A 17,433-nucleotide genomic window follows, 5' to 3' on the forward strand; every position below is an offset into this window, starting at 1 on the left:
TCGACCCCGCTGGCTGCGAGCAGTTCGGTCAGCAGGTCCTCGGGAGCGCGACCCCGGGCTCCCGAGTCACAGGCGCGCACGTACCACTGGCCGTCGGGGAAATTCGGCCTGAGCCGGTGGGCCACCTTCACCGACAGAGCTGTCTTGCCGACCCCGGGCGACCCGGTCAGCGACACCACGGGCACCACGTCGTCACGGGCCGCGGACACCAGGCCGTCGGCGATCTGCTCGGCCAGCTCGGTCCGCCCGACGAACCCGTCGACGTCGGCCGGCAACTGGCAGGCCACCTGCCACGACCGTTCGGGAGCGGCCGCCGCCACGCGGTCCGCCGGCACGGTCGCGCCGAGATCGCCCGTGATGATCGCCTGGTTGAGCCCGGCGAGGTAGTCACCGGGGTCGATTCCCAGCTCGTCGCTGAGCAGCCTGCGCACGGAGCGGTACACCTCGAGCGACTCGCCCCGGCGGCCGCTGCGGTGCAGCGCGAGCATCAGTTGTCCCCATAATTTCTCACGAAGCGGATTCTCCGCGGTCGCGGCGCGCAGCTCCGGCACGATTTCCTCATGATTGCCCAGCTGCAACTGCACGTCGAACCGTCGTTCCACCGCACGCAGTCGCTGTTCGACCAGCCGCGGCACGTCGTGGCTGTGCAGAAAATCCGACGGAACATCAACAAGGGCCGGTCCTCGCCACAGCGACAGCGCTTTGTCGAGCAGGACCGCCTCGGCCACCGGATCGGACTCGTCCCGCGCCCGGTCCACGAGCCCGAGAAAGCGCGTGAGATCGATTCGGTCGTCATCGATCTCCACGAAATACCCGGCGGGGCGCGTGTGGATCAACCGCGACGAATCAGCCTGCGGTTCACCCAGCGCCTGCCGCAGTCGCGTCACGTGCACCTGTAGTGCGGCTTTGGCGCCGGCCGGCGGGCGGCCGTCCCACAGCCGCTCGATGAGCTCGTCGGTAGGCACGACCTGGTTGCTCCGCACCAGCAGCGAGGCCAGCAGGATGCGCTGCTTCGCCGCGGCCAATCGCCGCACGCTGCCGTTCTGAACAATTTCCAGTGGACCGAGCACGCTGAAACGCAGCGGTGGCGCCATCCGCCTCACCGGCCGTCGCGACGGTCGCGTCCACGGTTTCCACACGCACCTTCATCAGCATCCACTGAATTGAACAGCACGCGATTTCCCCCGTTCGGTATGCCTACCGCACGAACGCGGCGCACACCCGCTGCCGCGCGCACAGAACTGAATGGCGCGCGGCAGCAAGGTGGCAGCGTCGCCGGCGTCGATCACCAGACAGTGGTCGATACTACCGACATCGAACGAGTCCACGTCAAGAAGACGTCGAAAAGAAAAAGGGTGTTAGTAATAGTATCAGTACAAATTCGAGCCCGACGTCATCGAATAAACCGGTCAGGCCGCCACGGCGTCCGGCCGCCGGGACCCGCGGGCCGCGCGCATGCTCAACGCCGCCGCGACCAGGGCCGCCGGGACCGTCAGCACGACCGCGGCGACGGTCATGCCGGCCTGTTGCCCGGGGAAGCCGCCGACCAGCAGCACACCCGCCGCGGCGCCGACGTACATGATCGAATTGTTCCAGGACACGGAGGTGGCGCGCTGCTCCGGCGCCGCCGTGGCGATCAAGGTCTGCTGGTCGGTGCCGAACGCGCCACTGGCCAGGAACCACAGCCCGATCGCGGCCAGCGCCAGCCACAGCGCCGAGCCCTGCACCGCCAGCACGATACCCACGCCGAGCAGCAGACACCACAGGCCGATCAGCGCCACACCGCTGCGCCCACGACGACGGGCGCGGTCGCCGAGGCGGCCGGCCAGCAGCGAACCGAGCACGCTGCCGCCGCCGACCAGCAAACCGACGAACCCTCGCTGGTTCACCGTCAGACCGAAGCGCTCCTCGAGCAGCGCCCCGAGGAAGGAGTAGGCGCCAAGGTTGGCCGCCTGCAACAGCAACGTCACGGCCAGCGCGTGCCCGATGATCCCGTTGCGCCACACCGAGAACACGGCCCGCAGGGCCGCACCGGCCGAACCGACCACGGGCTTGGCCGTCGGACGCACCTGCAGGTGCAGGCCGAGCAGGGTCACCAGCGTGACGGCGCCGATCGCCAGGAAGGTCGCGTGCCATCCCAGGGCGCCGGCGATGAACGTGCCCACCGGCAGCCCGAGCACCTGGCCGCAGGAGAAGAACGCGAACCCCACGCCGATCGCGCGACCACGGGCCTCGGTCGTCGAGGACTCGGCCAGGTGCGCCCAGATCGACGGCCCGGCCATCGCGGCCCCGAGCCCGGCTGCGGCCCGCGCCACGATCAGCACCGTGAGGCTCGTGCCGATGCCGGCCACCGCGTTGCCCACCAAGAACAGGGCGGTGCCGGTGAGAATGCTGCGCCGCCGCCCGAACCGGTCGGACACGCCGCCCAGGAACGGCCCGGTGATCGCGTAGACGAGCACATACGCGGTGACCACGTTCGCCGCCGCCGTCTCGCTGACGCCGACGTCGCGGGCGATCGTCGGCAGCAGCGGTGAGATCAGGAACGCCTCCGTGCCCACCAGGAACAACACCAGGTACACCGCGAGAAAACGGCGCCAGCCGCTGCCCCGCTGCCCGGCGCGGGCGTGCGCCGTCACGTCGACCATCCGATTTCTCCTCAGCCGTCGGGAATTCTTCCCGAGGCCATCTTGGTGAGGATGCCGCGAGCCGACTAGTCCGCAGATTGTCCTGATACTTCTGCTCACAGGCTGACGGTCCGAGCTGGTGGGACAGCCTGTGAGTGTCGGTATCAGGAGTCGTTGCTGCCTTGTAGCCGGCCGTGCGCGTCGGGCAGATTGGCGTTCATCACGCCGGGTCGGAGAAAGGACGCTCGATGACCGACAGCGCATCTCGGGGACAGGGCCGCCAGTGGGGTGTCTGCGTGCCGTTGCCCGCTCTGACGTTGCGCGCGCACGGCCCGTTCGTCGCCAGACTGCCGGAGCTGGGGTTCACCGACGTGTGGACGGCGGAGGGCGGCGGGCTCGACGCGGTCACCCCGCTCGCGGCCAGCTCCGCCTGGGCCCCGTCGCTGCGGCTGGGCACCGGGATCATGCCGGTGTTCACCCGGGGGCCGGCCGTCATCGCCCAGACCGCCGCCGCGCTGGCCGAACTGGCTCCCGGGCGGGTGGTCCTCGGCATCGGCTCCTCCGTGCCGGCTCATGTCACCGACATCAACGGGATCCCGCACACCAAGCCGCTCAGCCGCGTGCGGGACACGGTGCGCTTTCTCAAGCGGGTGCTGCGCGGCCAGCGCGTGGACGGCGACTTCGACACCTTCTCGCTCAACGGTTTCGAGCTGCCGGCCCCGCCCGCCGTGCCACCCCGGGTCATCGTCGGCGCACTGCGGCCGAAGATGCTCGAACTGGCGTTCACCGAAGCGGACGGGGCGATCACCAACGTGCTCTCCGCCGACGATCTCGACCGGGTCCTGTCCTCAGTGCCGGTTCCCTTGACGGGCAAGGAGGTCGCCGTCAAGATCTTCGTCTGTCCCACCGCCGACGCCGCCTTCGCCCGTGCGCAGGGCCGACGGTTCCTCTCCTGGATCCTCAACCGCTCCGTCTACCGCGCCTTCCATGAGTGGCTCGGCCGTGACGAGCTGGCTCCCATGCACCGCCGGTGGGACGCGGGCGACGTCGTCGGCGCGCAGGCCGGCCTGCCCGACCAGGTCGTCGACGAGCTGTGGGTGCATGGCACGTTCGAGCAGTGCCGCCGCCGCATCGCCGAGTACATGCACCCGTCGGTGACCACGATCGTGCTCTATCTCGCCACCACGCCCGAGCTGCTGGACAACCGGATCTCGGTGGCCGACATCCTCGAGGAGCTGTCGCCGGCACGAATCGAGGCCCTACGTCACGTCGGCGTGACCCCGTCCACCTGAGCCGGAGCCGCCGACCGACCGGCGTTGCTGGTCAGGGCGACCAGCCCGTCACCGGCCGGGTCCACAACGGACGCCTGGTCCTCGACCAGCTCCGCCGCGGCGATTCCCTGATGGTGTGACGTGGGCGAGGATGGGCGGCATGACACTGCCCGCCCTCCCCGAGGAGTCCTTCCGGCGCGTGCTCTGTGTCGTCGCGCATCCCGACGACATGGAGTACGGCACGTCCGCGGCCGTCGCCCGCTGGACCGCACGTGGCATCGAGGTCGGTTACCTCCTGCTCACGCGAGGCGAGGCCGGCATGCCGAACCCGCCCGAGGAGACGGCTCGGCTGCGGGTCGCCGAGCAGCGGGCCGCCTGCGCGGTCGTCGGCGTCAGTCACCTGACCGTCCTCGAACACCCGGACGGCGTGCTCGTCTACGGCCTCGACCTGCGCCGGGACATCTGCCGCGAGATCCGTCGGTTCAAGCCCGACGTCGTGCTGGGCGGCAGTCACGAGGTCGAGACGCCATTCGGTTTCGACCAGGCCGACCATCGCGCGGCCGGGCTGGCGACCCTGGACGCGGTGCGCGACGCGGGCAACCGCTGGGTCTTCCCGGAGCAGATCGACGACGAGGGCCTCGAACCGCACTCCGCGCGCTGGTTCATCGTCACGGGGCTCGGCGGCTCGGCGACGCACGGCGTCGAGGTCACGGGCGAGCCGCTGCGCCGTGGCATAGCCTCGCTGGAGGCGCACGGCGCATACCTTGCCGCCCTGCCGAACCATCCCGCCCCCGCGGACTTCATCCCGACGTTCACCGCGATGGGCGGCAAAGCCCTGGGCGTCGAGCACGCCGTCCTGTTCCGCGCCCACGACCTCCAGGCGCCGCCGGAGTTCTGACGAGAGGCGAGGTCATGACCGAGCACACCGTCCGGCCCACGCCCGCCGAGCGCACCGAACCGCGGCCCGGCGACGACATCGTCTCCCCGGCCGACGTCGTGATGGACCGTGGCTTCACCGTCGACGCGCCGCCCGAGAGCGTGTGGCCGTGGCTGGTCCAGCTCGGCAAACGCCGCGCCGGCTGGTACTTCCCCCGCACCGTCGAGCGCTTCCTGCCTCCACGCCGCCGCGCGCTGCGCCGGCTCGACCCGCGCTGGACGACCCTGGCCGTCGGCGACGTCATCCCCGACTACGGCCGCGACGAGACGTTCGAGGTGGCGGCGATCCGGCCGCCCCACACCCTGGTCTACACCTCGCGCCGCGGCCACACCCTGGTCAGTTGGTCGATCACCCTGCGCCCCTTGGACACCACCCGCACCCGGGTCCTCCTCCGCCTCCGGCTGGGCCCCGTGAAGCATCGCCGCCTCGCCGACACCCTCGGCGGGTTCTTCGACTTCGCCACCATCGCCGGCATGGCCGCCGGCCTCCGGGAACGCCTGGAGCCCCACGTACGTCCATAGTGGACTGTCAGTGCATGGCCAGCGGCACGGACCGGCCGTCACGAGCCAGAGCGCCCGCGGCCGTGGCGGCGACCAGCACGGCGACGGCCGTCCACAGCGCCGCTGAGAGGGACAGCGTCGTCGACATGACGGTCAGGGTGGCGATGCCCAGGACCAAGCCCAGTTGACGGGTGGTGGTGAGCGCGCCCGCGGCGGGGCCCCGGTGCTGTTCGGGGGCGGCGCTCATGGCCAGGTTTCCGCTGGGTGCGATGTAGGCGGTCATGCCCGCGCCGCACAACACCATGCCGGGCAGGAACCAGGCGTACGAGGCGGCGGTGACCACGGCGACCGTCAGGGCAGCCAGCCCAATTGCTTGCAGGGCAAGGCCGACGGTGATGATCCGGCGGGCGTCGATCCGGTCGGACAGGGCGCCCACCACCGGGGCGATGAGAATCACCAGCCCGGTCCAGGGCAGGACGCGCAGGCCGGTGCTCAGCGGCGAGAAGCCCAGCGTCAGCTGGAAGTAGCGCAGCAGCAGGAAGATCGCGCCGAACAGGCCGGCGTACATGAGCAGGCCGGCCAGGTTGGACATGGCGAAGACGGGCAGCCGCAGCAGCCGGATCGGGAAGGCCGGCGTGGGCGTGCGCAGTTCCCACCCGACGAAGGCGATCAGCCCGAGGACGCCGGCGGCGAACGCGAGCGGGCTGGCCAGCAGCAGACCGGCCACGACGCCGAACAGGCCGGCGGCGGACAGCGCGACACCGATCAGGTCCAGCCGGACGGCCGTGCCGCGCCCTCGTCCAGCGCCCATCGGATGAGCGGCACCAGGACCACCCCCACCGGCACGTTGATCCAGAAGATCCACTGCCACGACAGGTTCTGCGTGATCGCCCCGCCCACGATCGGCGCCGCCACGATGGCGACGCCCTCCAGCGCACCGAGGGCCCCGATCGCGGCGCCGCGCCGTTTCGCCGACACCGCGGCGGTGACGATCGGCAGATTCAACGGCAGCACCAGTGCCTCACCGGAGCCTTGCAGGACCCGCATCACGATCAGGGCGTCGATCGAGCGCACCGACGCCGCGGCGGCGGACGCCAGCGTGAACATCGTCAGCCCGATCATGTACATCCGCCGTCGGCCGAATCTGGCGCCCAGCGCCGCCCCGGTCAGCAGCAGGGCCGCGTACGGCAGCGTGTAGGCAGTGACCACCCACGCCTGCCCTTCGACGCCGGCGTGCAGGTCGCGGCCGATCGCCGGCAACGCCGTCAGCACCACCAGGTTGTCCAGCGCCGACATGAAAAGGCCTGTCCCGCAACAGATGACCGCCCAGGCCGACCTCGTCACCGCTGCCACCGGCCACGGGTGTCCAGCAGCACGAAGAAGTCCGCCACCCCGAGCACCGTGTCGTGGCTCGGGGCGCCGCACACCATCGCGCCGATCCGCAGGTAGTGCCGCAGCGGCTGGGGGATCTCCGCCTCGCCGTGCGTCTCGATGCCGTCGGATTGCCACGGCTGCAACGGAGTGACGCGCAACCGCGCCGGCGCCAGGTGCTCAGCGATGATCATCTTCTCGATGCTCGCCGCCGTCACGCCCCCGTCCTCGAGCGACACGAACGGCACTCCGGCGATCCACGTGCAGTCCATCTCACGGGCCAGCCGGAACACCGCCGTCGCGAGCATCGCCACGACGCCGCCGTCCCGATGGTCCGCCCGCACCCCGACCCGGCTGAGCTCCAGCATGGCCGGCCTGATCTCCCGCAGCGCCGACAGATCGAACCGCTTCGACGAGTACGTCCGCTCCCGCACGCCCGGCGGAAACACCCGACACGTCGCCACCACGTCCCCGCTGGCGTTCTCCCGCACGATCAGATGCGTGCACAGCTCGTCGAACTCATCCCGGTCGAGCCCGTCCACCTCCGTGGGCAGCGCCATCCCGTACTGCACCGTCAGCAGGTCGCGCCGCAGCCGTTGCGCCGCCGCCACCTCTTCCGGATCCCTCGTCACGACCAGCGCGTACTTCGCCGCCACTTTTCCGCCCCCAGCAGTCAGCCGATCACCGTCTCCCTTGATCTTCACGGCCCACCACGCCCCCCGGTTTCGCCCCGCGGGCGAAAAACCGCGACACCCTGCCCGCCGTGCCGCCGCGAGGCCCGGAAAACATTCTTCGAAGAAGTTCGGGCGGAGGTGTCGGATCGGGGCGGGGGTGTTCGTAGCAGGGGTGAGGCCGCCCGCAGGGGGCGGCGCCGAGGCGAAGGAACCGCGATCATGAAGCTGACGACCATGACCCAGGTGACCCTTGACGGCGTGACGCAGGGCAACGGCGGCGCGTCGGACGAGGACCGCAGGAACGGGTTCGAGCGCGGCGGCTGGGCCCGGGGCGCGGGTGACGACGAGACCAGGGCGTTCATCGCGGAGACCTACCAGCGGGCCGAGGCGTTCCTGCTCGGACGGCGCACCTACGACCTGTTCGCCGGCTCCTGGGGATCGATCGACGAGTTGCGCGCGCACCCCGTCGGCGTGGCCCTGAACCGGGCCCCCAAGTACGTCGCCTCGACCACGCTCACCGCGCCGCGCTGGGAGAACACGACCGTTCTCGGCCGTGACCTCGCGGCGGCCGTGCGTGAGCTGAAGGCCAGGCCCGGGGGCGAGCTTCAGGTGCACGGCGGCGGCATCCTGACCCAGTGGCTGCTGGCCAACGACCTGGTCGACGAGATGACCCTGATGGTGATCCCGGTGGTGTTGGGCCAGGGCGCGCGGCTGTTTCCGCGCAACGGCCCGGATCTCACGCTCGACCTGGTCGAGTCGCGGGTCGACTCGAAGGGCGTGACGATCCAGGTCTACCGGCCGGCCGGTCGCCCGCGGTACTACACGGCAGGCTGACGTCCCACACACCCACAAGAGAGGATCTCCCCATGCAGTACCTGCTTTCCGTGATCCACGATCAGGCCACACTCGCCGACCCGGACGAGGAGGCGGCGATCGACGTGTTCAACGAGCGGCTTCAGACCGAGGGCTACTGGGTCTTCGCCGGCGGCCTCGCCGCGCCCGACACGGCCACCGTCATCGACAACCGCGGTGGGGAGGGAATGGTCACCGACGGTCCCTTTCTGGAGTCCAAGGAGTACCTCGCCGGCTTCTGGGTCATCGAGGCCGCCGACCTCGACATGGCGCTCGAACTCGCCGCCGCGGGGTCGAAAGCCTGCAATCGCAAGGTCGAGGTGCGGCCGTTCCTGGAGCCGTGACCGTGACCGACGTCCGCGAGGCGGTCACCCGGGCCCACCACGAGGAGTGGGCCCGGGTGGTGGCCGCCCTGACCCGGCGCTTCGGCGACCTGGACATCGCCGAGGAGGCGGCGGCCGAGGCGTTCGCGACGGCCGTCGAGCGGTGGCCGGCCGACGGCGTGCCGCCCAATCCCGGCGCCTGGCTGACCACCACCGCCAACCGCAAGGCCATCGACCGGATCCGGCGGGAGAACAAGCGCGACGACAAGCACAAGGAGGCTCGGATGGTGTCCGACGACGACCCGCACGAGCCTCTCGGCGCCATCGACGACGACCGGCTCCGGCTGATCTTCACCTGCTGTCACCCGGCGCTGGCGACGGAGGCCCGCCTGGCGCTGACGCTGCGTATGGTCGGCGGCCTGACCGTGCCGGAGATCGCCCGCGCCTTCCTGGTCGCCGAGAGTGCCATGGGGCAGCGGATCACCCGCGCGAAGGCCAAGATCAAGGCGGCCCGGATCCCCTATCGCGTGCCGTCGGCCGCGGATCTCCCGGCCCGCGTCTCCGGCGTGCTGACCGCGCTTTTCCTCGTGTTCAACGAGGGTTACCTGGCGACCGGCCCCGACACCGATCCGCTCCGCCACGACCTGACGGCCGAGGCGATCCGGCTCACCCGCCTGATCCGCGCCCTGCTGCCGGACGACGGCGAGGTGGCCGGGCTGCTGGCGCTGATGCTGCTCACCGAGGCCCGCCGCACCGCCCGCGTCTCGGCCGGCGGCGAGCTGGTCGCCCTCGACGAGCAGGACCGCGGCGCCTGGGACACCGCGCTGATCGCCGAGGGCCACCGGCTGGTGCGCGAGCGCCTGGCCGCCGGGGTCGCCCCAGGTCCCTACCAGATCCTCGCCGCGATCAACGCCGTGCACACGTCCGCCCGCGACATCCGCGACACCGACTGGTCACAGGTCCTCGCCCTCTACGACCAGCTCGTCCGCCTCGACTCCTCCCCCGTGGTCGCCCTCAACCGGGCCATCGCCCAGGCCGAACTCGACGGCCCGGAGGTCGCGCTGGCGGCCGTCGACCGCCTTGAGCCCAGGCTGGCCGGCTACCACCCGTACCACGCCACCCGCGCCGACCTGCTGCGTCGGCTGGGCCGTAGCCGGGAGTCGCGCGCGGCGTACGACAAAGCCATCGAACTGGCGGGCAACACCGCCGAGACCGCCTACCTGACCCGCCGCCGCGACCAGCTGGCGTAGGTCTCAGCTCGTCTGGGCTCGGTGCTCGGCCATGCGCGCGCGGAGGAGGTCGGCGTCCGGGTGGTGCAGGTCGTCGAGGATGGGCAGGGCCTGCTGCCAGACGCGATGAGCGGCTTGGACGTCGCCGCTGTCCTGGTGGGTGTTGCCGAGGCGGATCAGCGTGTCGGCCTGCGGATGGCGGCTGCCCAGCTTCTGGTACAGGTCCAGGGCGTTCTGAAAGCAGGTGACGGCCTGCTCGTGCTCGCCGAGGTTGTGGTGGGCGTAGCCGAGGCTGTCCCAGGTGTCCGCCTCGCCGTGCCGGCTGCCCACCACACGGTGCAGTTCGAGCGCCTTGCCGCAGTGGCGCAGCGCGTCGACGTGCTGGCCCAGCTGGGTCTGCATCCAGCCGATCGCGTTCAGCGCGTCGGCCTGGCCCGCCTGGTGTCCAGCCTCGTGGAACAAGGCGTAGGCGGCCATGCCGTGCTCCAGCGCCTCCTCTTGGGCGCCCAGCGCGTGGGACACGATGCCGAGGTTGTTGTAGCTGCGGGCCTGGCCGGTCAGGTCGCCGAGCTGCTTGTCCAGGGCGAGCGCGCGGTGCAGGCTGTCCTTCGCGTCGGGATAACGACCGAGCCGCATGTACGCCCGGCCCAGCTCACGCAGGGACGACGCCTGCCCGTCCGGCTCACCCGAGCGTTCGGCCGCGGCGATCGCGACGACCTGGGCGGCGGCCATCTGTGTCCAGTGCCCGGCGCGCACGCAGAAGCTGGCGACGCTGTACGCGAGTTGCCAGGCGTGGGTGTCGAAGCCGGCGGCGGCGGCGAGGTCGATGGCCGCCGGGAACACCGGACGCTCGGCCGTGAACCACTGCCATGCCTGCTCGTCGTCGATGAGCTCGGCCATGGCGACACCCGGCTGCGGCTCGGCCAGGGACAGCTGGTCGTTGGGCGGGTTGAGCAGCAGCGCCGCGACGTGCGCGGTGTGCAGGTAGTGATCGAGCATGCGGTGCAGCGCTTCGCGGCGCGACTGCTCGGTCTCCTCCAGGTGGGCGTTGTCGGTCGAGTACGCCCGCAGCAGGTCGTGGTAAGCGAACCGGCCGGCGCTGGGTTCGGTGAGCAACTGCGCCCTGACCAGCTCGGACAGGGCCGCACGGGCCTGACCGCGTTCGGTTCCGACGAGGCTGGCGGCGGCGGGCACCGAGATGACCGGGCCCGGGTGCAGGCTCAGCAGCCGGAACATGCGAGCCGCCGCATCGCTCAGCGTCCGGTAGGACCAGGAGAACACGGCACTGAGGTCGACGCTGGCGTCCCCGATGTCCAAGGCGTGCAGGCGATCGCGGACATCACGCAGCTGCCCGGCCAGCTCGGTCAGCGACCGGGCGGGGGTGAGGGTGGCTCGCGCGGCGACGATGCTCAGCGCCAGCGGCAGGTGCGCGGACATTTCGAGCAGGTCGCTGACGGCCTGCGGTTCGGCGGCCAGCCGCTCCGGGCCCCCGGCTCGCCAGCAGGTCGTCGGCTTCGGCGGAGGTCATCAGGTCCAGGGCGATGGCCTGCGCGCCCTCGCTCACGATCAGGCCGCCGAGGTTGTCACGGCTGGTGATGACGGTCATGCACCGGGCCGTGCCCGGCAGCAGCGGCCGGACCTGGCTGGTGTCGCGGGCGTTGTCCAGCACCACGAGCACCCGCCGGTCGGCCAGCCGGGAGCGGTACAGCGCCGCCTGCTCGGCCAGGCCGGCCGGGATGCCCTGGGCCGGCACGCCGAGCGCGTCGAGGAAACCCCGGATCGCCTCGGCCGGCGGCACCGGCTGGCCGCTGGGGTCGAAACCCCGGAGGTTGGCGTAGAGCTGCCCGTCGGGGAAACGGTCCGCGACCTGGTGCGACCAGTGCACGGCCAGGGCCGTCTTGCCGACGCCGGCGCTGCCGTTGATCGCCGCGATCACCACGGCGTCGTCCCGGTCGAGCAGGCTGGTGAGCTCTTTGAGCTGAGCTGTCCGGCCGGTGAAGCCCGCCACCGCGCAGGGCAGCTGCCGAGGCACCGGGATGCTGGGCCGGTCGTCGACCTGCGGGGCCGGGGGCGGTTCCGGGGGCGAGATCGGCGCGGGCGGGGCGACGGCGTTGCGCGCCGCCGCGAGCAGCTGTTCGCGGCGGCCCGGATCGAGTCCCAGGGCCTCGGCGAGCATGCCCACCGAGGACAGCCGCGGCTGTCGCCGGCCCGCCTCCAGCACGCTGATCGAGTGGGCCGACACCCCCGAGCGGCCGGCCAGCTCGTCCTGCGTCCAGCCGACGGCAAGCCGACACTCACGCAGTAGCTCCCCAAAGGCATCACTGCCCATTCCCGCCCCCCGGACACGGTCAGCCGCCGGAGCGGCACAGGCCAGTCCGACCATTGTCGGTCAACGGGCCGCGCCGGTTCAACCGATTCGCGGAACTGGGCATGCCTGTGGGGCGCCGGTGCTGACCACCGGCGCCCCGAGGGGGTGATTCAGAGACCGATCAGAAGTGGAGCATCCACTGGAAGTCGGCCTGGGCGTCGCTCACGTGCACGTTCTTGCGGGTGCCGTAGGCGAGCGGGTTGTTCCAGTTGTACTCCTCGACGTCGAACGAGCCGTCCGAGTGCACCGCGTTGACGTAGGCCACGTGGCCGACCTTGTGCACGTCGTTGACGGCGATGGAGCCCACCGTCGGGGTCTTGTTGACCGAGACGCCGACGCGGCGGGCGGCGTCGTCCCAGGTGCCGGCGTTGCCCCAGGTGGTGCCGCCATAGGAGTTGCTGAAGCTGGGCACGCCGAGCCGGCTGGCGATCCGGTAGGCCGCGAACGCGGTGCAGTTGTCCTGCGCGAAGCCGCGGGCGTTGCCGTCGTAGTCGTCGCGAGGAGTCTGCGTGCCGCCGCCACCACCGGTGACGAACTGGTGGCTGGCGTTGTTGTTCTTCAGCGTGGCGTCGAGGTTCGCCTTCGCGCCGGGGGCGATGGACTGGCTCGCCCCGCCGAAGTTGCTGTTGAAGTAGACCACCACGGTGGACGAGGAGCGGTTCCACACCGACGCCGCGTTGTTCTTCACGCACACGCCCTGACCGGCGCCGGCGCTCTTGAAATCGTAGCAGGACGGCTCGGTGGCGCCGAGGTCGCTGATCGAGCCGGTGAAGTCGGAGACCGAGCCGGCCTCGTTGCTGTTGTAGTAGTAGCAGAACTCCCCGCTGTCGCAGACCCCGTCGCGGCTCGCGGCGAACGCGGGCGCGGCGGTGACGGCCAGGGTGGGGACGGCCAGGGCAAGGGCGGTGCCGGCGACGGTCAGCATCGTGCGTACGTTTCTCACGGTTTTCCCTTTTCGTGAAGTGTCAGCGGGTGGGGAGGACGTCCAGCGCGCCGGTCAGTGCGTGCGCTGGTAGTCCTCCCAGGTCTGGATCGCGATCCGGGGCCCGTCGTCGGCGCCGTGGTTGGCGAGACCGTTGAAGCCGAGGTAGTAGTCACCGATCTGGTTCTGGGCCTGGGTGGACAGGTCGGTGTCGTTGATCGCCGCGGCGTGGATGTGCCACGGCCAGTCGCCCTGGGTCGGGTTGCGGACCCAGGCGGCGAAGCCGACCTGGCGCAGGGCCTTGGCGACGGAGGTCTTGGTGGCGGCGGACATGCCGTCGACGTTGACGTCCACGACACCGCCGCCGTCATGGGTGCCGGCCGAGGTCGGGTCGCCGCCGGGGTTGTAGGAACCCTGGTCGAGCTTGAGGGTCCGGCCCAGCAGGCGCTCGGCCTCGGTGAGCATCGCCTGGGTGCGGGTGTTGATGGTGTAGCCGTCGCGCTTGATCTTCGCGCCCGGTCCGATGACACGGGAGACGGTGAACCGGCCCTGCCCGAGCGCGGTCAGCGAGCTCTGGCCGGGCAGCCCGTTCGCGGCCAGGCCGCTGTACCCGAGCGAACGCTGGAAGGCCGCGTACGCCGTGATGGTGGTGGTGCCGAAGTAGCCGTCGACCCACTTGGCGTCCAGCAGATTGCGGGCCTGGAGAGCCTTCTCCACGGCCAGCACGGAATCGTGGGCGCCCGGGGTCTGCGTGCTGTCGGCGCGCCGCGGGTCGATCTGGGCCGCCAGGACGGTGGCTTCCATGTCGACGGCGGGCAGCGCGGCGGTGGTCTGGGCCGCGGGCACGGCCGAAGCCGGCGCCGCGGTCAACGCCAGGCAGCCCAGGGCGGCGACGGCCGCGAACAGCCCCGTGACGGTGCGCCGGGTCCTCGTTGTGGTGTTCATGCGGAGCTTCTTTCCGTTCGTTCGAGGATCGGCCCGGTCAGCCGCACCGTTGGTCGGTCTTGCCGTCACTGTCGTAGGAGCCCCAAGCGAGGGTGCCCGTGGCGTAGGTGCACCGGCCGGGCCCGTAGAAACCGGGCGACCAGAGCTCCGCCTGGCGGGTGTCGACGGCGCTGTTGGCGACGGGGTTCGTCTCCACGCCGGGCGAATGAACCCAGATCTCGCCGACCACGATGGTGAAGGCGCCGGGGTGGCTGTCGCGGAAGGACTGCCAGACGTAGGCGTAGGCGAAGTTCTCCTGGCAGGACGGCGACCAGTACTGCTTGATGGACATGGCCGACTGCCCGTGCTCGTCGGGCACCACCTTGGTGCTGCCCACCTGATAACGGTCGGAGCAGGAGGCGGCCGTGGCGGCCGATGCCGGCGCGGCCGCCGCGACGGCCGGGGTCACTGCGATGGCAAGCGCGGCCAGTCCGGCGGCGACGTGCGGAATCGAACGCTGCATGGCTTTCTCGTTCTCCTGTGGGGGCGGGTTCGCCAGGTCAGCAGCGGACGTCGGTCACCGCGCGGGGGTCGCCCGGGTCCGGCCAGTCGCCGGTGCCGCTCCAGCCCAGGGCCTGGGTGCACTGCGACAGGGTGGAGGCGCCGAAGGACCAGATCTCGACGGGATTGGCCCTGGTGCCGCAGCTCTCGTCCTCCAGGGTGTGCCCGCCGTTGGTGACGATGGACGTGCAGACGCTCCAGCTGCTGTGGCTGGAGCGGTAGCCCTCCCACATGTACAGGTAGGCGTAGTTCTTGTTGCAGCCCTTGTACTGCTTCACCGAGGCCATGGTCTGGCCGCCGGCGGTGATGTACGCCGTGCTGCCGATCTGGGTGACGCTGGAGCAGCCGGAAGGAGTGGAGGCCTGCGCCGTTCCGGCGGCGCCCACGAGCACCGGCACCGCGAACGCCGCGACGGCGGCCATCTTGGCGATTTTGGACATGGAGGTGCCCTTCGTTCTGGGAGCGGGGCTTTTCGCCGTCGGGGCGATGAGCTTCTGTCTGCCGGGGCCGGCCGTTCCTGGTCTCCCCTGCCGTTGAACAACATCCTGTCCGCCCCGCGGCGGAACCTCCATGACGACAGGTTGACGTTCGCCTGGCGTTGGCCCTGCGCGACCGAACGCCGGGTCGACGCCCGGCGGCGCGGCGCCCGAAGTTCCGCCACGATGTCAGCCATGACATCGCTGCAGCCCGCTGACACCGTCGCCCGATTTGTCCTTCGGGCGCGGCGGATCGGTGCTCACTCCCTGCTCCGAGACCCGGAGGCGCTGGCCCAGGCCGCCGACGAGGAGGTGTTCGAGTCACTCGCGGCGCGGGTTCGGCCACTGACCTCGAAGCAGGAGTCGACCTTCTATCCGAAGGTCCTCAGCGCGATCCGGCGGCTGCTGGACGCCTCGTCGACGTCGACCGAACAGCGACTCGGCCGGCTCGGTGACCTGCGGGCGGCGTGGAAGGCGCTGAAGGTGGACGACACCGACGCGACCGGCCCGGTCACGGACTCAGAGCTGGCCGCCGGCTCCTCCTTCGGTGAGCGTCACCTCGCGGCGGTGAACGTCGTCTCGCGTGTCGCCGCCCTCACCATGGAGACCCTGCGCTTCATCGAGCAGCTGCGGGACGCCGGCGCCGTCACGGTCGACGAGCAGGCGTGGACGGCCGACGTCGTGCTGGCCCGTCCGGCCACCATGTACATCGCCCCACCGAACACCGAGATCTCTCCGCTGTCCGAGTCGTACGACGATCTCGACGCCCCCCAGGAGCCGCCGACCCGTCCCCGGATGCTCCACTCCGTCCCCGCCCACAAGCTCCGTATCGAGCTGAAGGCGTCCGACGGCTCGTCCATCGCCGTCTACCATGCGACCGTCCTGGACGAGGTCGTCGAGGACAACGTCCGGACCTGGCATCTGATGGTCGACGACGGCGTCGTCCTCCACGTCGAGATGCGCAGCGAGGACGACGACACGATGGAGATGGCGGCGAAGGTGCTCACCGCCAACGAGGATCTTCGAATCGCCCACGCGGCGAGCACCCTGGAGCTGAAGCTGTGCCGTTCCGTGGTGTTGGTGTTCGGCGAACCGGGCCCGGATTCCGTCGGCATCCCCCTGCAGACGCCGGAGCCGGACAAGGTGCTCCGGCTTCGGGAGACCACGGAGTTGCTGGAGGACCTCATCGACCTCGAAGACGTGACCGGCCAGGAGATCGGTCAGGTCGTGCGGGGGATCCCCCTGCTCGACCGAGTGCGCATCCGTCAGACCAGGCTGCTCTGGGCCGGCCAGGTCGTGCAGTGGGACCGGGCCCTCGGTCAGCTGATCAGCCGCGAAGGCACGCCCCCACGCTGGGCCCCGGTCGAGCCGGCAGTCCTTGAGGTGGGCGGCCTGAAGATCCCGATGCCGGCAATCCGTCTCGGCCACCGGGACGCGACCTGGCACGACCACGGCCCCGCGCCCGAGTTCGGCCCGGACACCCGCCGCTTCACCGCCACCCTTCCCTCCAGCACCACCAGATTCCTCGCCTGGTCACCGCACACCCGAACGACCGAGCCCGACGACGTGCCGCAGGCCGGCGCCCCCTGGGGCCTCACCGGCATCGACGAAGCCACCTGCCCGTTCTGACGGGAACGCCCGACTCAGCCCTGGCCCCGAACTGGGATTCCGGCTGGCTGTCCCTTCAGGGAAGCTGCGGGTAGAGCGCCGAGACACCGCCGGCCAGTGCGGCCTGCGCCTGGCGGGAGGCGTCGTCCGCGACGATCTCGTAGGCGTCGTCGGCGAGGCCGTCGACGGCGATCCGGGCGATGTCGGCGGGGTCGGACTTGGGTGCGTCGACGGTGCGGATCATGTCGGTGTCCATGTAGCCGACGTGCAGCGCGGTCACGCGGATGCCCTGGCCGGCGAGTTGCAGGCGCAATGCGTTGGTGAGGGACCATTCCGCGGACTTGGCGGCGCAGTAGGCGCCGGCGTCCGGGAAGCTGACCCAGGACAGGCCGGACAGGACGTTGAGGATCGCGCCGCCGCCGTTGGCCGCGATCCGGGGTGCGAGGGCGCGGATGACCGAGAGGGTGCCGAGGTAGTGGGTGTCCATCTCCAGGCGGATGTCGGCCAGGTCGCCGGTGAGCAGGTCGGCGCCCGGGGGCGAGCCAGCGTTGTTGATCAGGACGGTCACGTCGCCGGCGGCTTGGGCCGCCGCGGTGACGGAGGCGGGGTTGGTGATGTCGAGCGCGATCGGGGTGGCGCCGGGCAGGTCGACCTCGTCGGGGTTGCGGGCGCCGGCGTAGACGGTGGCGCCGCGACGAAGCAGTTCGGCGGCGAGTGCGCGGCCGAATCCCCGGTTGGCTCCGGTGACGAGGGCGGTGCTGCTGGTCAGGTCCACGGGAATCTCCTGAGGTGA

The 17,433-nt window shown here is 71.0% G+C and carries 19 protein-coding genes; 7 read left to right on the plus strand and 12 right to left on the minus strand.

The genetic code is table 11. The annotated features are described in order from the left end of the window. Together KUTG_RS61445 and KUTG_RS19865 are read right to left on the minus strand one after the other, a co-directional pair. The coding region (locus tag KUTG_RS61445) for an AfsR/SARP family transcriptional regulator (protein ID WP_198047231.1) at positions 1 to 1,094 on the minus strand (1,094 nt) is incomplete at its 3' end. 315 nt (positions 1,095 to 1,409) lie between these two features. Further along, positions 1,410 to 2,645 (minus strand): MFS transporter, encoded by a 1,236-nt coding sequence (locus KUTG_RS19865; RefSeq protein WP_043718742.1) that lies wholly within the window; start codon positions 2,643 to 2,645, stop codon positions 1,410 to 1,412. Between the two features lie 227 nt (positions 2,646 to 2,872). On the opposite strand from KUTG_RS19865, the gene KUTG_RS19870 reads away from it, so the two are divergent. The 3 genes from KUTG_RS19870 (at position 2,873) to KUTG_RS63735 (ending at position 5,353) form a co-directional block, all read left to right on the plus strand. Further along, positions 2,873 to 3,916, plus strand: a complete 1,044-nt coding sequence (locus tag KUTG_RS19870) for an LLM class F420-dependent oxidoreductase (RefSeq protein ID WP_052395010.1) — start codon at positions 2,873 to 2,875, stop codon at positions 3,914 to 3,916. Positions 3,917 to 4,046: 130 nt separating this feature from the next. Continuing rightward, complete coding sequence (locus KUTG_RS19875) at positions 4,047 to 4,793, plus strand: PIG-L deacetylase family protein (protein ID WP_043718744.1); 747 nt, start codon at positions 4,047 to 4,049, stop codon at positions 4,791 to 4,793. Positions 4,794 to 4,807: 14 nt separating this feature from the next. Beyond that, complete coding sequence (locus KUTG_RS63735) at positions 4,808 to 5,353, plus strand: hypothetical protein (protein ID WP_043718745.1); 546 nt, start codon at positions 4,808 to 4,810, stop codon at positions 5,351 to 5,353. Positions 5,354 to 5,360: 7 nt separating this feature from the next. Here KUTG_RS63735 and KUTG_RS53620 read toward each other — a convergent pair whose 3' ends face one another. Genes KUTG_RS53620 through KUTG_RS19890 form a run of 3 tightly spaced genes read right to left on the minus strand, consistent with a single transcriptional unit; the run spans position 5,361 to position 7,407 of the window. Beyond that, entirely contained in the window at positions 5,361 to 6,143 is a 783-nt protein-coding gene (locus tag KUTG_RS53620) for an MFS transporter (protein WP_052395012.1), read from the minus strand. Beyond that, positions 6,098 to 6,628, minus strand: a complete 531-nt coding sequence (locus KUTG_RS53625) for an MFS transporter (protein ID WP_052395014.1) — start codon at positions 6,626 to 6,628, stop codon at positions 6,098 to 6,100. The genes KUTG_RS53620 and KUTG_RS53625 overlap by 46 nt, the downstream gene beginning before the upstream one ends. A gap of 44 nt (positions 6,629 to 6,672) precedes the next feature. Beyond that, positions 6,673 to 7,407 carry a GNAT family N-acetyltransferase gene (locus KUTG_RS19890; RefSeq protein ID WP_157494651.1) on the minus strand — a complete coding sequence of 245 codons (735 nt, stop codon included), beginning with the start codon at positions 7,405 to 7,407 and terminating at the stop codon, positions 6,673 to 6,675. A 189-nt stretch (positions 7,408 to 7,596) separates the two neighbouring features. On the opposite strand from KUTG_RS19890, the gene KUTG_RS19895 reads away from it, so the two are divergent. The 3 genes from KUTG_RS19895 to KUTG_RS19905 are packed head-to-tail and all read left to right on the plus strand — an operon-like array spanning position 7,597 to position 9,802. Beyond that, positions 7,597 to 8,211, plus strand: a complete 615-nt coding sequence (locus KUTG_RS19895) for a dihydrofolate reductase family protein (RefSeq protein WP_043718746.1) — start codon at positions 7,597 to 7,599, stop codon at positions 8,209 to 8,211. 32 nt (positions 8,212 to 8,243) lie between these two features. Continuing rightward, positions 8,244 to 8,573 carry a YciI family protein gene (locus KUTG_RS19900; protein ID WP_043718747.1) on the plus strand — a complete coding sequence of 110 codons (330 nt, stop codon included), beginning with the start codon at positions 8,244 to 8,246 and terminating at the stop codon, positions 8,571 to 8,573. Between the two features lie 2 nt (positions 8,574 to 8,575). After that, positions 8,576 to 9,802, plus strand: a complete 1,227-nt coding sequence (locus KUTG_RS19905) for an RNA polymerase sigma factor (protein WP_043729984.1) — start codon at positions 8,576 to 8,578, stop codon at positions 9,800 to 9,802. Between the two features lie 3 nt (positions 9,803 to 9,805). Here the strand turns inward: KUTG_RS19905 and KUTG_RS19910 are convergent, their stop codons facing one another. From KUTG_RS19910 to KUTG_RS19930, 6 genes are all read right to left on the minus strand, one after another. Continuing rightward, complete coding sequence (locus tag KUTG_RS19910; protein WP_052395015.1) at positions 9,806 to 11,218, minus strand: tetratricopeptide repeat protein; 1,413 nt, start codon at positions 11,216 to 11,218, stop codon at positions 9,806 to 9,808. Beyond that, positions 11,121 to 12,110, minus strand: coding sequence for a helix-turn-helix domain-containing protein (locus tag KUTG_RS63740; protein ID WP_052395017.1), 990 nt, complete (start codon positions 12,108 to 12,110; stop codon positions 11,121 to 11,123). The genes KUTG_RS19910 and KUTG_RS63740 overlap by 98 nt, the downstream gene beginning before the upstream one ends. Positions 12,111 to 12,270: 160 nt before the next feature. Next, positions 12,271 to 13,092, minus strand: a complete 822-nt coding sequence (locus tag KUTG_RS56455; RefSeq protein WP_157494652.1) for a CHAP domain-containing protein — start codon at positions 13,090 to 13,092, stop codon at positions 12,271 to 12,273. A 54-nt stretch (positions 13,093 to 13,146) separates the two neighbouring features. Continuing rightward, positions 13,147 to 14,016 (minus strand): peptidoglycan-binding protein, encoded by an 870-nt coding sequence (locus tag KUTG_RS19920; RefSeq protein ID WP_232240869.1) that lies wholly within the window; start codon positions 14,014 to 14,016, stop codon positions 13,147 to 13,149. 37 nt (positions 14,017 to 14,053) lie between these two features. Beyond that, on the minus strand, positions 14,054 to 14,518 hold the full coding sequence (locus tag KUTG_RS19925; RefSeq protein ID WP_043718752.1) for a hypothetical protein: 465 nt from the start codon (positions 14,516 to 14,518) through the stop codon (positions 14,054 to 14,056). 37 nt (positions 14,519 to 14,555) lie between these two features. After that, a complete protein-coding gene (locus KUTG_RS19930; RefSeq protein WP_043718753.1) occupies positions 14,556 to 14,996 on the minus strand; it encodes a chromo domain-containing protein in 441 nt (146 codons plus the stop codon). A gap of 231 nt (positions 14,997 to 15,227) precedes the next feature. Here KUTG_RS19930 and KUTG_RS19935 point away from each other — a divergent pair, with 231 nt between their 5' ends. Beyond that, entirely contained in the window at positions 15,228 to 16,661 is a 1,434-nt protein-coding gene (locus tag KUTG_RS19935; protein ID WP_157494653.1) for a hypothetical protein, read from the plus strand. Positions 16,662 to 16,716: 55 nt separating this feature from the next. On the opposite strand, the gene KUTG_RS19940 is transcribed toward KUTG_RS19935, so the two are convergent. Then, entirely contained in the window at positions 16,717 to 17,415 is a 699-nt protein-coding gene (locus KUTG_RS19940; RefSeq protein ID WP_043718756.1) for an SDR family oxidoreductase, read from the minus strand. Positions 17,416 to 17,433: the final 18 nt, after the last annotated feature.

This window comes from Kutzneria sp. 744, from assembly GCF_000568255.1.
In the GTDB taxonomy this organism is placed as follows: domain Bacteria; phylum Actinomycetota; class Actinomycetes; order Mycobacteriales; family Pseudonocardiaceae; genus Kutzneria.

Bases quoted from the DNA above. Each gene is read 5' to 3' on its own strand.
- KUTG_RS19865 (WP_043718742.1), bottom strand. From the start codon at position 2,645: ATGGTCGACGTGACGGCGCACGCCCGCGCCGGGCAGCGGGGCAGCGGC.
- KUTG_RS19870 (WP_052395010.1), top strand. From the start codon at position 2,873: ATGACCGACAGCGCATCTCGGGGACAGGGCCGCCAGTGGGGTGTCTGC.
- KUTG_RS19875 (WP_043718744.1), top strand. From the start codon at position 4,047: ATGGGCGGCATGACACTGCCCGCCCTCCCCGAGGAGTCCTTCCGGCGC.
- KUTG_RS63735 (WP_043718745.1), top strand. From the start codon at position 4,808: ATGACCGAGCACACCGTCCGGCCCACGCCCGCCGAGCGCACCGAACCG.
- KUTG_RS53620 (WP_052395012.1), bottom strand. From the start codon at position 6,143: ATGGGCGCTGGACGAGGGCGCGGCACGGCCGTCCGGCTGGACCTGATC.
- KUTG_RS53625 (WP_052395014.1), bottom strand. From the start codon at position 6,628: ATGTCGGCGCTGGACAACCTGGTGGTGCTGACGGCGTTGCCGGCGATC.
- KUTG_RS19895 (WP_043718746.1), top strand. From the start codon at position 7,597: ATGAAGCTGACGACCATGACCCAGGTGACCCTTGACGGCGTGACGCAG.
- KUTG_RS19900 (WP_043718747.1), top strand. From the start codon at position 8,244: ATGCAGTACCTGCTTTCCGTGATCCACGATCAGGCCACACTCGCCGAC.
- KUTG_RS19910 (WP_052395015.1), bottom strand. From the start codon at position 11,218: ATGTCCGCGCACCTGCCGCTGGCGCTGAGCATCGTCGCCGCGCGAGCC.
- KUTG_RS63740 (WP_052395017.1), bottom strand. From the start codon at position 12,110: ATGGGCAGTGATGCCTTTGGGGAGCTACTGCGTGAGTGTCGGCTTGCC.
- KUTG_RS19920 (WP_232240869.1), bottom strand. From the start codon at position 14,016: ATGAACACCACAACGAGGACCCGGCGCACCGTCACGGGGCTGTTCGCG.
- KUTG_RS19925 (WP_043718752.1), bottom strand. From the start codon at position 14,518: ATGCAGCGTTCGATTCCGCACGTCGCCGCCGGACTGGCCGCGCTTGCC.
- KUTG_RS19930 (WP_043718753.1), bottom strand. From the start codon at position 14,996: ATGTCCAAAATCGCCAAGATGGCCGCCGTCGCGGCGTTCGCGGTGCCG.
- KUTG_RS19935 (WP_157494653.1), top strand. From the start codon at position 15,228: ATGACATCGCTGCAGCCCGCTGACACCGTCGCCCGATTTGTCCTTCGG.